The sequence below is a fragment of the Anabaena sp. TISTR 8404 genome (assembly GCF_056847745.1).
The window spans coordinates 6,414,112-6,431,510 of the sequence record NZ_CP180578.1 but is presented as its reverse complement, the minus strand read 5'-3'; the positions used below and the strand labels follow the sequence as shown (position 1 = coordinate 6,431,510).

Genomic DNA, 17,399 nt, shown 5'->3' with positions numbered 1-17,399 from the left:
AGAGAATTACGAAATGATATAACTTTAATCTTGCCTAGCCGCATATAACTTATACCAATTTCAAAAGTGATTGCGACAGATGAAATGGTTCCAATCCAAAATCTAAAATTTAAAATCCAAAATGGTATTAGGCTGCTTTTCTGGGCATCTTATATATAAAAAGCGATGTTAACCAATAATCAAATGGGGCAGCCACAAAAACCGATAGCCGCCGAACAACCAATCATTGCTTTGGGACGTGTCCTCCAAACTATCAGAGAAGAGGATAATGTTGATGTTCTGATTGATACTACTATTTCTTATATTAAAGAGCAGTTTGACTACAATCTGGTTTGGATTGCTTTATATGACCGTCTAAAACATACATTAATTGGTAAGGGCGGCATTGCACCTGATGGTGACACAAAATTTTTACGCAAACAAGTTGCACTTAGCCCTGGCGACCTTTTAGAACAAGTAGTGATTGAACAGCGCCCCTTGGGTGTTGCAGATTTGCGGCTAGAACCTCGCGCCGCAGAATGGCAAGAAATTGGTAAAAAATTTAGTATTCAGGGAACGATTGTTTTACCTATTCGCTATAGAGACCGATTTTTAGGTTTGTTATTATTTGGCTCGGAACGTTGGGGTTACTTGTTACCGGGAGAGGCAAAAGCTCGTTTGTTGATGGTGTTAGGTGAACTAGGGGCTGTACTTTATCAACAAGAATTAAATTTGCAGCAACAGCAAACTAAGCATCTGGATGAGCCGTTATTAAATTTACTAGAAAATTTACGTACTCTCAATAATTTAGACCAAAAGCTGAAAGCAGTTGTACAGACAACACATCAATTTGTCTCTCCTAGCCGGACAAATATTTACTGGTTTGAGCGACAAGGACGTTATTTTTGGTGTCGGATGAGCAATCAGCTGGCTAATATCGGTCGGCAAAACAACCAACAGCAAATAGCTGCGGGGATGACAGTACAGGATTTAAGCGACTTTTATTATGCTTTATCAGTCAATCAAATTGTCTTGATTGGTGATGAGCGCAGTTCCTTGAAAAGTCATTTTACTGCCAAGGTATTGCAACGCTTACAGGCGCGATCGCTGTTAGCAGCACCTATCATCTGGCAAAAGGAACTATTAGGTTTTCTGGCGGTGGAAGCTAATGAACCGCGCATCTGGACGCAAGCAGACAAAAATTTTGTTCAAAGTGCGGCGGGGTTAATTTCTTTAGTTGCGCCTACCGAAACGATGGAAACTACTATCAAGCAAATTCAAGATGATGCCCAATTATCCAGCCAAGTTGCCCAAGCGATTTATAACGATGAAGACCTACACGCAACTTTAAGTAACTGTGCAACTAAAGTTTTAACGCGTGTTGCAGCTACTCGGTTTTTACTATTACAGTACAATCCTGATCTGCATAGTTATCAAATTATTTTTCAAAGCCAACCCCAAAATCGCCGACCTTTAACATTTACCTTCAATGCTCTTAAAGATATGGATGAGCAGATGTTGAAGTCGGCAAAAACTGCCGTCGAGGTGCAGAACGTCGAAGAAGATTTACGGTTTTTTAACTGGCGACCTTTGTTATTAGAACATGGAATGCGATCGCTGTTGGTTTGTAACTGTACTCAAGGTCATATAGCAAACGCACTTTTAGTAATTGCTCACGAAACTAATCGTAGTTGGGCAAACCTAGAAAAAAAATTGTTATGGGCTGTTAGTCAACAAATTGGCGTAATTGTGCGACAGTGGCAATTACAAACTGAGAACGAACAACAGCAGCAAATTCTGCATAGTATTCAGCAATGCTTACGCATCCTCGAAAAAACCCAAAATAGCACAACTGATTCCGGGACAAAACATCTAGAACGCACAGCACTAACACAAATTGCCACTGTGCTTAATTCTCCTTTGACAGTGCTGTTATCGTGGTTCCCAGGAGACAATTTTGCAGAAATTATTCCAGGAGTAATTCACGATCATCGGTTTGGGGTTGTGGCAGATCAACCAATTCCAATCCAGACTGAGGTTTTAATTCAGTGGGCATTATCCAAAGATGATTATGTGTGTGTGTATGCAGATGATTTACCACCAGAAACCAGAAAATGGTTAAATGGTCAAGGCATTGGGCAAGTTTTAGCGATCGCACTTCGCACCAATGCTGATTATGCACCCACAGGCATACTATTAGTTGCAGATCGTCGAGAACGACATTGGACAAAACAAAGCCTTGATGCTACAGAAACACTTGTAACTCAATTAGCTTGGTCGCGTCGTCAACAGCAAATCACCAAACTTCTAGAGTCCACAAACCAAGAATTACAACAACTCAATTGGTACAAACATCGTCGCTTAGAAGAAATTCAAAGAACAGCAACACAATTATTAAGTCAGATACATGATTTGGGTATTCCTGCCAATGAATTAACGCAGACACGCTATAAACTATTACTGCGGCAATTAGACCATACCACAGCTGCCATGACCTCCCTAGTGAAACTTGAGCAATGGCAACTGCATCAAAGTTCTGAAACCATGCCTATCGCCACTTTACTGAAGCGATCGCTCGAACGAGTTGATAATTTACTTAAGCAACGCAAACTTTGGGCAGGTGTGCATGGTTTAGGACAATCAGCTACAGATGCAGATTCCAATAACAGTGGAATATTCCTCAAAGGATTGCAACCTTCGAGTTATCCGTCATCCTTAGCGATCGCTGGCGATATCGTCAAATTTGAACTAGTGCTGTATGAAATATTGGTTGTAGCCTGTAACCGTTCTCAAAGTGGCGGCAGAATAGACATCTGGTGTCGCCGCTTAGAAGAAGGGTTGTTGGAACTATCAATTACAGATAATGGCATTATTGAACCGCACTTACTAGCAGCACTGCAACATCAAACACCGAAAGATGTACTAGCAGTTTCCCAACTTAAACAACCACCAGCTTTACATCTGCTAATTTGCCAACAGCTAATGCAACAATTGGGAGGAGAGTTACATTTTTATCAGTTACCAGATAATCGGGTTGTTAGTCGCTTGCTGTTACCTTTAGCTAATCAAAATGGCTGACGATGATTCGCACTCTGGGCGTAGTTTTGCGTAAATTAAGTTAAAAGCTAAAAATATCAATTGCGAATAATAGCAAGGAAATGACTCCAAAAGTTAAAAGTAAAATTTCTGACCATTTATTTATTACGAAGCCAGGAGAAAAAGGCACAGGTTTAGGACTGGCGATCGCTTGGCAAATTGTGGCAGAAACTCACGGTAGAAAATTGAATTGTAACTCTTTTTTAAGTTAAGGTACTGGATTTATTATTAAAATTCCGGTGTAAATTTTTTCTCATATTTATGAACAACTTGATATATCTGGGAATACTAAATCCAGACATTTGAAGGATTTAGCAATATGATCAGCACTCTGGTGAATATTCCTGGATATCGCATCACTGAAGAACTTTACAATGGTTCCAGAACGTTGGTATATCGAGGATATCGAGAGACTGATTCCTTACCGATAGTAATTAAACTCCTCAAAAATCCTTATCCCAGTTTTAGCGAACTATTATCGTTTAGTAATCAGTACACCATTGCGAAAAATCTCAACTCACCATTGATTGTCCAAACTTATAGCCTTGAACCGTATCTCAATGGATATGCGTTGGTAATGGAAGACTTTGGAGGAATTTCTCTGAAGGAATGGACAATGAAAAATAGTCAGTGGGGAGTAGGGGTAAAAGTAGAATTTTTGATAGATTTTTTACAAATAGCGATCGCATTATGCGACGCAATCAATCTTCTCTACCACGAACGTATTATTCATAAAGATATTAAACCCACCAATATATTAATTAATCCCGAAACTAAACAAATTAAATTAATTGACTTTAGCATTGCATCTTTGTTACCGCGAGAAACCCAAACTCTAGTTAATCCCAAAGTGTTAGAAGGGACACTTGCTTACATTTCTCCCGAACAAACAGGGAGAATGAATCGCGCCATAGACTATCGCACAGACTTCTATTCACTTGGTATTACTTTTTACGATCTACTGACAGGAGTTTTACCCTTTCAAGTTAATGAACCTATAGAGTTAGTGCATTCTCATCTTGCCAAAACAGCACCATTAATACATGAAATTCATCCAGAAATTCCTGAAGTAATTTCAAATATTGTCATGAAATTGATGGCAAAAAATGCTGAAGATAGATATCAGAGTGCTGTAGGATTGAAGTTAGATTTAGAGCATTGTTTACATCAGCTAAAAGATACTGGGAAGATTGAGAATTTTGAAATTGCCCAGAGGGATGTGTGCGATCGCTTTATCATCCCTGATAAACTTTATGGAAGAGAAACCGAAGTAGCAACTCTACTGCAAGCATTTGAGCCCGTCAGCCTTGGTGCAACAGAAATGATGTTGGTAGCAGGTTTTTCCGGGATTGGTAAAACTGCCGTTGTCAACGAAGTTTATAAACCCATTGTGCGGCAACATGGCTATTTTATCAAAGGCAAATTTGACCAATTTCAACGTAATATTCCCTTCAGTGCTTTCATAAAAGCATTCCGAGATTTAATGTGTCAATTGTTGACAGAAAGTGATGCACAAATTCAGCACTGGAAAAATCAAATATTAAAAGCTGTTGGAGAAAATGGCCAGGTTGTTATTGAAGTCCTCCCCGAATTAGAAAAAATTATCGGGGAACAACCCCCAGCCGTAGAATTATCAGGAACGGCTGCGCAAAATCGCTTTAATTTATTGTTTCAAAAATTTACTCAAATTTTTACCAAAGCAGAACATCCTTTAGTAATATTTTTAGATGATTTGCAATGGGCAGATTCAGCATCCTTAAAATTAATCCAGTTATTAATAACCGATACAAGTCATCTTTTATTAATAGGTGCATACCGTGATAACGAAGTCAATCCAGCACATCCACTGATGTTGACTTTGAGTGAACTACAAAAAAAACAAGCAACGATTAATACAATTATTTTAAGACCATTGAGTCAATTACAAATAAATAAATTAGTTGCAGATACGCTGAAATGCTCCGAAAATTTGGCATGGAATCTTTCGGTATTGATTTATCAGAAAACCCAAGGAAATCCCTTTTTTGCAACTCAGTTTCTCAAAGCATTGTATCAAGATGGATTAATTGAATTTATCCCCCCTGAGCAAGGGAAAGCTATGGGTGGGTGGCAATGTGACATTGCAAAAGTGACGACTCTTGCTGTTACAGATGACGTTGTGGCTTTTATGATTTTTCAGTTGCAAAAACTACCGCTATCAACCCAACAGGTTTTGCAGTTAGCCGCTTGTATTGGGAATCAATTTGATTTAGCGACTTTGGCAATTGTTTCGGAACAATCACAAATTGAAACAGCCGCTGCTTTGTGGAAAGCATTACAAGAAAGTTTAGTTTTACCAATTAGTGATGTTTATAAGTTTTATCAACAAAAGTCATTACCTAATCATCATTTATCATTTGTAGATGAATTAGAACAAATAACTAATAACCAAGAAAAAATCACAGTTACATACAAATTTATCCACGATCGCGTACAGCAAGCCGCCTATTCTCTGATTCCCGATGACCAGAAAACAGCAATCCATCTGCAAATTGGGCAAATGCTCCTCAATAGTACTTCAGAGATAGAACAGGAAGAAAAACTATTTGATATTGTCAATCACTTAAACATCGGATCGGCATTAATTACTCAGCCAGCAGAACAAGAGCAAATCGCGCGGTTAAACTTACTAGCGGCTAAAAAAGCTAAAGTTGCAACCGCATATCAAGCGGCTGTGAGATATGCAGCCCAAGGAATCACCCTCCTCAACAGCGATTGCTGGCAAAGTCAATATGAATTGGCACTGGAACTACATGAATTAGCAGCAGAAAATGCCTTTTTGTCCAGAGATTTTGCTCACATCGACAACTGGATGGAAACAGTATTGCATCAGACAAAGACACTTCCTGAGCGAGTAAAAATCTATGAAATTAAGATTCAAGCTTACATATCGCAGCACCAGTTGTTAGATGCGATCGCTTTGGGAAAACAAGTACTAAGTCAACTTGGCCTTCAGTTTCCCGATGAACCAACTCAGCAAGATATCCAACAGGAATTTCAGTATACTGCTGACCAGTTTAACAGTAGAGCGATCGCCCAGTTGTTGAATTTACCTCCAATGACAGCAACCGCAAGCTTGGCCACGCTCAGAATTGTTGCTTGTATTGCGGCGGTCGTTTACATTACAACTCCTACTTTATACCCGTTATTGATTCTGTCCCAAGTAAATGCCTCAATTCAACACGGCAATGCACCATTATCTGCGTTCTTTTATGCCAGCTATGGTCTATTGTTAAATGGCGTATTAGAAGATATGGAATCAGCCAATCGTGCTGGCACATTAGCCTTAGGAGTATTAGAAAAATTCAACGCCAAGGAAGTTGAATCTAGAACCCGCTTGCTTGTCGGAGCGCTCATTTTGCCTGGAACTACTCACCTGCGAGCATCACTGCCAATTTTACGGGAAGCTCATCAAATTGGATTAGATACCGGCGATTTCGAGTTTGGCGGTTACAGCGGATTTCATACTTGTCACTATTCCTACTTCAGCGCTCAGGAACTGGGGACTCTAGAGCCAGAAATTCAAGCATATAGCAACGTGCTGGGCAATCTCAAGCAAGCGATGATGTTTAACTATTGCCAAATGTTCCGACAAGTAGTTTTAAATCTTTTGGGTAAAGTTAAACATCCTGGTGTGTTGGTAGGAGATATTGGCGACGAAGAGCAATTTCTCTCTCAGTTACTGGCAAACAATGACCAGATGGGGCTTCAGTTCTTCTATCTGCATAAATTGATTTTGGCCTACCTGTTCGGCGCTCCAGCTCAAAATTTATTAGAAATTGCCGCTGATGGTAGACAGTATTTAGGAGCCGCCGCTGGCTTTATTACAGTACCCATATTTTATTTCTATGATTCTCTGGCAGTTTTAGCAGTAGCCAGCGATCGCCTGTCACAGGTAACGGAAAATCAAGCAAAACTACACAAGTGCGCAACCCACGCACCAATGAACTATTTACACAAGTGGCATTTGGTAGAAGCAGAACGATGCCGAGTATTAGGAAACAAGATAGAGGCAATTGATCACTATGATCGCGCCATCTCGTTGGCTCATACCAACGAATACATCCAAGAAGAAGCTCTGGCTAACGAACTGGCGGCTAAGTTTTACCTTGACTGGGATAAACAACGCATTGCCCAAGAATACATGACAAACGCCTACTATGCCTATGCTCGTTGGGGTGCGAAAGCCAAAGTCGCTGACTTAGAAACTCGTTATGCCCAATTACTTGCTCCCATATTACAGCAAACCCGTTCTGCTCTCTCAACTAATGAAACTATCGTCGCATTAGGCAGTATTACATCCACCAGTTCCACCACTTCTAGCAGCGGTGTCTCAGATACCCTAGATTTAAAAGCGATTCTCAAAGCTTCTCAAACTATTTCCGGTGAAATCGAACTGGAAAAATTGCTTTCATCGCTGCTTTCTATCGCCATCGAAAATGCTGGAGCCGATAAATGCGTGTTAATGCTGTTGCGAGACCATCACCTGCTGATCCAAGGAGCGATGACTGTAGGGACACAGCCAGTTGTGTTGCAGCGCCTTGTGGTTGAGGACAGCCAAGACATTCCCTTAAAGCTGATTTACAAAGTCAAGCACAGCAAGCAGACAGTTGTCTTGCTAGATGCGATCGCAGATCCGACCTTAGCCAATGACTCGTATATTGTTCGTCAACAGCCCAAAAGTATTTTGTGCAGCCCGATTTTGCATCAAGGGAAGTTGATGGGCATTTTATATCTAGAAAATAATTTAGCAACAGGAGCATTCACGAGCGATCGCGTCGAACTTCTGAATTTACTTTGCACTCAAGCTGCTATTTCTCTAGAAAATGCCCAACTTTATGAGCGTTCTCAGGAATATGCTCAGCAACTAGAGCAATCATTTGCTGAATTGAGTGCGAGTAACTCTCGGTTTGAGAAACTTGTAGATAATGTGCCTGGAGTTGTTTATCAATACCAGATAGCTGCTGATGGTGCAATGTCTCTGGCTTACATCAGTGCAGAATGTTATGAACTCTACGAAATTACGCCAGAGCAAGCGATCGCTAATGTGCAGTTAATCTTTGAGCGAATACATCCAGATGATGTTGCCAGCTACCAAGATTCTATTGCAGATTCAATTCAAACAATGACTCCTTGGCAATGGTCAGGTCGAATTTTCACACTATCTGGAATTCCTAAATGGATTTATGGAGAAGCTCGAATAGAAAAAAAAGCTGATGGTACTTTGGTATGGGATGGATTGTTGTTGGATATTAGCGAACAGCAAGCTGCACTTCGTGAACGTCAAGTTGCTGAACTTGCTTTGCAACAAAAATCCCTTGACTTACAGCAAGCACTGCAAGACTTACAACAAGCTCAATTACAAATGATCCAAAGTGAGAAAATGTCTGCGTTAGGTAACTTAGTTGCTGGTGTGGCTCACGAAATGAATAATCCTTTGGGCTTTATTGTTGCCAGTCTCAAACAAGCTAAACCTACATTCGCTGATATTGTTGAACACTTAAAGCTTTATCAAGAAACTTTGCCCAATCAGAGCGAAGAAATTCGTGATCATGCCGAAGAAATTGACTTGGAATATAGCTTAGAAGACTTTCCTAAAATGCTTGATTCCATGACTATTGCATGTGACAGGCTGAAAAATATCAGTACCAGTTTACGTACTTTTTCTCGTGCCGATCAAGATTACAAAGTTCCATTTAATCTTCATCAAGGTCTTGATAGCACAATTTTAATTCTCAAACATCGCCTGAAAGCTAACGAACAACGTCCAGCAATTTCTGTTGTTACCAACTACGGCAATTTACCTCAAGTTGAATGTTTCCCAGGGCAATTAAATCAAGTATTTATGAACATTTTGGCTAATGCTATTGACGCTTTAGAAGAATCGAATCACAGTCGCAGCTTTGAAGAAATCAACGCTAAACAAAACCTAATTACCATTACCACTTCAGTAGAAAATAATCTCGTTAAAATTGCTATATCTGATAATGGTAAGGGGATGACTGAAGAAGTCAAACAGAAAATATTCGACCATTTATTTACGACAAAATCTGTTGGTAAAGGTACAGGTTTAGGACTGGCGATCGCGCGACAAATTGTTGTTGAACGCCATAGCGGAACTATTGAAGTCACATCAGTTTTAGGACAGGGAACAGAATTTTTAATCACATTACCTGTAAAATTTTAGCTTTCATAAGTCAAAAATAACAATCTAGATTGCTATATTGGAATATCAATTTGTCAATATTCCGAATCTTGAATTTTATCTAGGATAAACACAAGTGTAGTTACAGCAAATACATAAAACTGATAAAGGATGACTTTACCTAGTTAGTTTCAAAGGTGAAAATTTCTGACATTCATTTAGGCTCAAGCAATGGCTAAAACTACTAATATTCTTCCGGTACAATTAAAAAGGCGATCGCTCCTGCTACTCATTATCGTAATTACCTTATCTATCGTCATTGGAATCACAGCAATCACTAGTTATAAAATCTTAAGACTAATGCTCTTAGAAAGCCTGAAACAACAAGCACTATTAAAAACAGAGCAAGGTCGGAATGATATTGATAAATGGTTGGCAATTCGGAAGACAGAAATCAAAACTTTGGCCAATTCTTCAGCGGTAAAAACAATAAATTGGGATGTTGCTCAACCTTATTTGCAAGCTGAATTGCAGCGTTTACAAACGTTTTTGTTAATTGCACTAGCTCAACCTGATGGTAATTTAACTAATACTGAAGCTAGTCGTATCAATGTCAAAGATCGGGAATTTTTTCAACGCAGTATGGCTGGTGAAACCATCGCCGCTGATCCAATTACTGGACGAACAACACAACAACTACAAATTCAGATTAGTTCCCCTATTCCGGCTGCTACAGGTACAACTCCCGCTGGTGTATTAATGGGGGGAATTCCAATTGACAAAGTTGTGCAGGTAATTAGTAATTTGCATCAAGGACAAAATAGCTATGCTTTTGCTCTCAATTCTCAAGGTGTCCCCATCGCTCATCCAGATATTAATCTGATTGGTACACCGGAAAAACCAGGTCGTAGTTTTTTGAAATCCTCTAATGCTCAGTTAGCAGCCATTACAAAAAAGATGGTATCTCAGCAATCAGGTATTGAATTTCTGGAACTAGATGGTAAGTGGAATTATATTGCTTATACCCCACTGACAGAAGCGAATTGGTCTTTGGCGCTAGTTTTGCCAAAAGATAATATTGAATCACCTTTGCAGGCGCTAAATTTGTTGGCGATTGTCTTAGGAGGTTTGCTAATAGTGGCGTTGATTGGAGCAGCAAGACAAGTAAAAATGTATGAAGAAATTTGCGATCGCGCTCTTAGTTCTAGTCAGCAAGCACAGCAACTTAGTGCAACATTAAAAGAACTACAACGTACCCAGGCTAGACTTTTACAAACCGAAAAAATGTCTAGCTTAGGACAACTAGTAGCTGGAATAGCTCACGAAATTAATAATCCTGTTAACTTTATTCATGGCAACTTGACTCATGTCAGCGAATACAGTGAAGGTATCCTCAATTTGCTAGAGCTATATCAACAAACATATCCCAATCCAACACCCCAAATTAGCTATCAAATTGAAGAACTAGATATTGAGTTTCTAGCTAAAGATTTGCCTCATCTCATAGATTCTATGAAACAGGGAACTACTCGCATCCGTGAGATTGTCTTGTCTCTCCGCAATTTTGCACGTCTTGATGAAGCAGAAATAAAATTTGTAGATATTCATGAAGGTTTAGATAATACACTCATGATTTTGAATAGTCGCTTGCAAGCCATACCCAGTCAACCAAAAATTGATATCATTAAAGAATACGGTAACTTACCATTAGTGGGATGCTATGCAGGACAAATAAATCAAGTATTTATGAATATTTTAAACAATGCTATTGATGCTCTGAATGAGGCAGAGCAATCTGCACCGACAATTACACTTCGGACATTTATTAAAGATAACGAATCAATTAATATCTCAATTGCTGACAATGGAATTGGGATTATAGAAGAAAATCGACGACGAATTTTTGACCCTTTTTTTACTACAAAACCTGTAGGTAAAGGAACAGGATTGGGATTAGCGATCGCTTATCAAATAATTGTAGAACAACATACAGGTATGATTGAAGTAAATTCTAGTTCAGGTCAGGGAACTGAATTTTCAATTATACTTCCTGTCAAAGCGAATATTTAGTATTAACAGCCAAAAGTAAAATTATGGTCAAACAATTTTGGATTTTAGATTTAATCCAAAATTTAAAATTCGGAGGGTCAAGGAATAATAGCATCAGTTGCAATAATTCTGACTTCTGAATTCTGATTCAAGAGAACTCTTGTGTAAATTTTTGCGCAGATTTATAAAAAACTTAACATAACTGGGAAAACTAAATCTGTAAATCGTCAGGATTTAGCAGTATGGTTAGCACAAGAGTTAGTATTCCCGGATATCACATAACTGAAGAACTCTACAACGGTTCCAGAACCCAGGTTTATCGGGGGTATCGAGAAACTGACTCATTACCTGTAGTCATCAAACTGTTAAAAAACCCTTACCCCAGTTTTACTGAACTGATACAGTTTCGTAACCAGTACACCATAGCCAAAAACCTCAACTCACCCTTAATTATCCAAACCTATAGCCTAGAACCTTATCAAAATGGCTATGCGCTGGTGATGGAAGACTTTGGGGGAATTTCCCTCAAGGAATGGGGAGTAAATAATAGAAAGTGGGGAATGGGAGGAACCTTACAATCTCTACAGGAATTTTTAGAAATAGCGATCGCTCTCTGCAACGCCTTAGAAATACTTTACCGCGATCGGATTATTCATAAAGATATCAAACCCAGCAATATTTTAATTAACCCAGAAACAAAACAAGTTAAATTAATTGACTTTAGTATTGCATCTTTACTGCCACGAGAAACCCAAACTCTCATCAGCCCCAATGTCTTAGAAGGGACGCTTGCTTATCTTTCTCCAGAACAAACAGGAAGGATGAATCGGGGTATTGACTACCGGACTGACTTTTATTCTTTAGGTGTGACTTTTTACGAATTACTCACAGGAGAATTACCTTTTCAATCAAATGATCCGATGGAGTTGGTGCATTGTCATATTGCGAAAATTCCTCCAGAATTAGGGAACAGGGAACAGATTCCGCAAGTTATTTCAGATATCGTCATGAAATTGATGGCGAAGAATGCGGAAGATAGATATCAAAGTGCCTTGGGCTTGAAATATGATTTAGCAAAATGTTTAACTCAAATTCAGGAAATTGGTGAAATTCAGCATTTTAAAATTGCTGAAAGAGATGTGTGCGATCGCTTCATCATTCCCGATAAACTTTATGGACGAACAGCAGAAGTAGACACTCTCCTACAAGCATTTGCCAGAGTTAGTTTAGGTGCCACAGAAATGATGCTGATATCAGGCTTTTCTGGTATTGGTAAAACTGCTGTGATTAACGAAGTTCACAAGCCTATTGTTAAACAACATGGTTATTTTATTAAAGGCAAATTTGACCAATTTAATCGGAATATGCCTTTTTCAGCATTTGTCCAAGCCTTCCGCGATTTAATGGGACAGTTATTAACAGAAAGTGATGTTCAAATCCAGCAGTGGAAAACTAAGATATTAGATGCTGTGGGTGACAATGGGCAAGTAATGATTGAGGTAATTCCTGAATTAGCAGGCATTATTGGTAAACAACCAGTAGTACCAGAACTATCAGGAACAGCCGCACAAACTAGATTTAATTTAATATTTCAAAAATTCACAAAAGTCTTTGCTAGTGCCTCTCATCCATTAGTAATATTTTTAGATGATTTGCAATGGGCAGATGCAGCATCATTAAAATTAATGCAGTTATTAATGGCTGATACAAGCTATCTGTTGTTAATCGGTGCCTATCGGGATAACGAAGTCACACCGATACATCCATTGATGTTAACTTTGGGTGAAATTGAAAAAACACCAGCAACTATTAATAAAATTAATTTGTTACCGCTGAGTCAAGTGCAAATAAATCTGTTAGTTGCAGACACACTGAAATGTACAGAAGATTTGGCATTTCCTCTTTCTATATTAATATTCCAGAAAACTCAGGGTAACCCATTTTTCGCTACACAGTTTCTCAAGGCATTACACCAAGATAAATTAATTCAATTTACCCCCCCAACCCCCCCTTACCAAGGAGGGGGGTGGGAATGTGACATGACGCAAGTGACTCAGCAAGCAGTTACAGATGATGTTGTAGCTTTTATGGCATTTCAATTACAAAGACTGCCATCATCAACTCAAAATATATTACAGTTAGCAGCTTGTATTGGTAATCAATTTGATTTGGCAACTTTAGCTATTGTTTCGGAAGCATCAGAAATCGAAACAGCCGCTGATTTATGGAAAGCATTACAGGAAGGGTTAGTTTTACCAATTACTGATATTTATAAGTTTTACCAAGGAGATACTAACGATAAATTAGTCAGTAAAAATGAGAATCATCAACAATCAGCTAAATACAAATTTTTACACGATCGCGTCCAACAAGCTGCTTATTCTTTAATTCCCGATCGCCAAAAACAAAATACTCATTACCACATCGGAAAACTACTTTTACAAAAGATTTCATCCGCAGCTAGAGTTGACCGCATTTTTGAAATAGTCAATCAATTAAATCATGGAACTTGTTTAATTACCCAACAAACAGAACGAGACGAACTCGCTCAACTTAACCTCATCGCTTGTCGCAAAGCTAAAGCTGCCACTGCCTATCAAACGGCTTGTGAATATGTCACAGTAGGATTATCTTTGTTGGATGAACAAGCTTGGCAACAGCAGTATGAAATGACTCTTGCCCTACACGAATTAGCGGCTGAAGTGGCAATGCTATGCGGCGATTTTGAGGCGATGGAACAGTTCATTCATATTGTTATTCAACAAGCACACTCCTTACCCGAACAAGTCAATGTTTACCGCCTGAAAATTCAATCTCATGTCTCCCGCAGTCAATTTTTTGAAGCGATCGCGATCGCCCAAACCATCCTGCAACAGCTTGGCGTTACCTTTCCCGAAACACCTACACCCACAGATATTCAACAAGAATTTCAAGCCCTCGCCCAATTAATTGCAGACAAAGAAATTGAAGATTTAGTTCACCTACCTGTGATGACAGATGAGGTAAAACTGGCAATTGTCCAAATTGCCACTAGCATTATCTCAGCCGTGCATATTATTAGCTCTCCCTTACTGCCATTGCTGGTTGCGTTGTCAGTTAAACTCTCCATTCAACATGGCAACACATCAGTTTCAGCTTTTAACTATGCAATGTATGGCATCATTTTGTGCAATATGCTCAAAGATGTAAACACAGCAGTCAAGTTTGGTCAGTTAGCACTCCAGGTTGTCTACAAACTAGATGCTAAAGATATTAAATCTGAAGTGTTAGCTGCGTTGACAGCATTTATCCAGCACCGCAACTCCCATATCAAAGAAACACTATCACTCGCGCACGAGGGTTATATAACTGGACTAGAAGTAGGAAACATCGAGTTCGCTGGCAATAATGCCATTAATTTTTGTCTTAATTCTTTTTGGTGCTTTCAACCTTTGGCTACCTTAGAGCAAGAAACTCGCACTTACAGCCATAATTTAGAGCAATTGCACCATGTAACAGCAGCTAATCGCTGTCGCATCATTTGGCAATCTACATTAAATTTGTTGGGTTTTGTAGAACAGCCCTGGATTTTGTCGGGTGAAGCTCTCGAAGAAACAGAATTTCTCTCACAGTTGCTATCTGCCAATGATTTGTGTGGAGTCTATTGTTTTTATATGTATAAGCTGGCGCTGTGCTTCTGGTTTGGTGAAGTTGAGCAAGCAATAAATTATGCAATTGAAGCTAGACGCTATTTAATTGCTGGTGTTGGATTTGTCAATGAACTTGCTTTTTATTTTTACGATTCTCTGAGCGTTTTAGCACAGTTGAGTCAACCGTTAGATGAAACATCAGAAGCATTTCAACGTCTGGCTGAAAACCAAACACAACTACAGCATTGGGCGCAGTATGCTCCCATGAATCACCAGCACAAAGTTGATTTGCTAGAAGCAGAAAAACATCGCGTATTCGGAAAGTACTATGAAGCAGGAGATTGGTACGATCGCGCCATCTCTTTTGCTAAAGCTAACGGTTACATCCAAGAAGAAGCTTTAGCTAACGAACTAGCAGCTAAATTTTACCTTGACTGGGGTAAAGAGAAAGTTGCAGCAGGTTATATGCAAGAAGCCTATTACTGTTATGCCCGTTGGGGTGCTAAAGCTAAAATTAACGACTTGGAAAACCGCTATCCCCAACTGCTGCAATTAATTCTGCAACAGCAAAAAATTAATCTCAACCCCCTAGAAACTATTGCTGTTCATCGGATTCCTTCATCCACTCGCACTGCTACTACCGACAGCACTGGTTATTCTGAAATTCTGGATTTTACCTCTGTTCTCAAAGCGGCTCAAGCAATTTCCAGTTCTCTGAAATTAGATGAACTCATGACCAGTTTGCTCCAAATTATCTTGGAAAACTCTGGCGCGAAAAAAGCTGTTTTGCTACTTCCTCAAGAAAATACTTGGCAAATTCAAGCAATTGCTTCGATTGAGCATGGGAAATTACACACTATTCTTCAGCCACAATTACTAGACACTTGCCACGATATTCCCATAAAAATTAGCCATTACGTTATAAATACCCAACAAACAGTTGTTATAGATAATTGCAAAACAGATATACCTGGGGTAATTGGGGAATATATGCTCCTGCATCAACCCCAGAGTGTACTTTGTACCCCGATAATTAATCAAGGGCATTTGGTAGGTATACTCTACCTAGAAAATAAGTTAACTTCTGGGGTATTTACTAGCGATCGCCTTGGGGTTTTAAATTTCCTCTGCACACAAGCCGCAATTGCTTTGGAAAATGCTCAACTATATCATCATCTCCAAGAGCGAGAAAAGTTTCTCAGTAGTATTTACGAAGGTGTTGGCTGCTCTATTTTTGTGGCTGATGTCCGAGATGATGGCAGGTTTAAGTACACAGGCTGGAGCAAATCTTGCGAACTTGCAACTGGTATACCTGCTTCGGACGTTTTGGGTAAAACTCCGCAGGAATTGCTAGGTGCTGATCAAGGTACGACACCATATCAAAAATATCTGCATTGTTGCCAAACTGGAACACCCTTCACCTATGAAGAATGTGTAAATTTGAATGGACTAGAAACTTGGTGGTTAACTACACTCAGTCCATTAAAAGACGATACGGGTAAAGTTTATCGTATAGTCGGAACAACTATTAATATTAGCGATCGCCGACAAGCTGAGAACGCAGTTACAGAAAAATCTCAAGCCCTCGCCGCAGCTTTAGAAGATTTACAAAATGCACAATTACAAATGGTGCAAAGTGAAAAAATGTCTGCATTGGGTAATTTAGTTGCAGGTGTCGCCCATGAAATGAATAATCCTTTGGGCTTTATTGCTGCCAGCCTGAAACAAACTCAACCGACAATTGCTGATATTGTTGAACACTTAAAACTTTATCAAGAAAGTTTACCTCATCCTAGTGAGGAAATTAAAGACCATGCGGTCGAAATCGACTTGGAATATACCTTAGAAGACTTACCCAAAGTCATCGATGCGATGATTATTGCTTGCGATCGCCTGAAAAATATCAGCACTAGTCTGCGCACTTTCTCCCGTGCAGATAAAGATTATAAAGTGCCATTTAATATCCATGAAGGTATCAATAGCACTATTTTAATTCTCAAGCATCGCCTCAAAGCTAATGAACAACGTCCAGCAATCGAAGTAATCACGCAGTATGGGGATTTACCTTTAATTGAATGCTTTCCTGGACAATTAAATCAAGTATTTATGAATATCCTTTCTAATGCTATTGATGCTTTAGATGAATTCACTTTTGGACAAAGTTATGAAGAAAATCAAGCAATTCCAAGTCGAATCAACATTCAAACATCTGTGCAGAATAAATATGTTGAAGTCAAAATTGCTGATAATGGAATTGGCATGAATGAATCAGTCAAGCAAAAAATATTTGACAATTTATTTACTACAAAAGCTGTAGGCAAAGGTACAGGTTTAGGACTGGCGATCGCCCGTCAAATTATCGTAGAAAAACATGGCGGTTCGATCCAATGCAACTCTTCTCCAGGGCAAGGTACAGAATTTGTCATCTTAATTCCCATTCGACAATAAATAAGAGGAAAATT

5 protein-coding genes are annotated in these 17,399 nt (G+C 39.1%); all 5 read left to right on the top strand.

Features of this window, described 5'->3' with window-relative positions; all coding sequences use genetic code 11:
* Positions 1 to 183 precede the first annotated feature (183 nt).
* A complete protein-coding gene (locus ACMX3D_RS27735; protein WP_482752444.1) occupies positions 184 to 3,057 on the top strand; it encodes a GAF domain-containing protein in 2,874 nt (957 codons plus the stop codon).
* A gap of 80 nt (positions 3,058 to 3,137) precedes the next feature.
* The gene (locus tag ACMX3D_RS27730; RefSeq protein ID WP_482748986.1) at positions 3,138 to 3,287 is read left to right on the top strand and encodes a hypothetical protein; all 150 of its coding nucleotides are present in this window, start codon (positions 3,138 to 3,140) and stop codon (positions 3,285 to 3,287) included.
* A gap of 107 nt (positions 3,288 to 3,394) precedes the next feature.
* A complete protein-coding gene (locus ACMX3D_RS27725; RefSeq protein WP_482748985.1) occupies positions 3,395 to 9,301 on the top strand; it encodes a trifunctional serine/threonine-protein kinase/ATP-binding protein/sensor histidine kinase in 5,907 nt (1,968 codons plus the stop codon).
* Positions 9,302 to 9,490: 189 nt separating this feature from the next.
* The gene (locus ACMX3D_RS27720; RefSeq protein WP_482748984.1) at positions 9,491 to 11,329 is read left to right on the top strand and encodes a sensor histidine kinase; all 1,839 of its coding nucleotides are present in this window, start codon (positions 9,491 to 9,493) and stop codon (positions 11,327 to 11,329) included.
* Positions 11,330 to 11,550: 221 nt separating this feature from the next.
* The gene (locus tag ACMX3D_RS27715; RefSeq protein ID WP_482748983.1) at positions 11,551 to 17,385 is read left to right on the top strand and encodes an ATP-binding sensor histidine kinase; all 5,835 of its coding nucleotides are present in this window, start codon (positions 11,551 to 11,553) and stop codon (positions 17,383 to 17,385) included.
* The last annotated feature ends 14 nt before the right edge of the window (positions 17,386 to 17,399 follow it).

Bases quoted from the DNA above. Each gene is read 5' to 3' on its own strand.
- ACMX3D_RS27735 (WP_482752444.1), top strand. From the start codon at position 184: ATGGGGCAGCCACAAAAACCGATAGCCGCCGAACAACCAATCATTGCT.
- ACMX3D_RS27730 (WP_482748986.1), top strand. From the start codon at position 3,138: ATGACTCCAAAAGTTAAAAGTAAAATTTCTGACCATTTATTTATTACG.
- ACMX3D_RS27725 (WP_482748985.1), top strand. From the start codon at position 3,395: ATGATCAGCACTCTGGTGAATATTCCTGGATATCGCATCACTGAAGAA.
- ACMX3D_RS27720 (WP_482748984.1), top strand. From the start codon at position 9,491: ATGGCTAAAACTACTAATATTCTTCCGGTACAATTAAAAAGGCGATCG.
- ACMX3D_RS27715 (WP_482748983.1), top strand. From the start codon at position 11,551: ATGGTTAGCACAAGAGTTAGTATTCCCGGATATCACATAACTGAAGAA.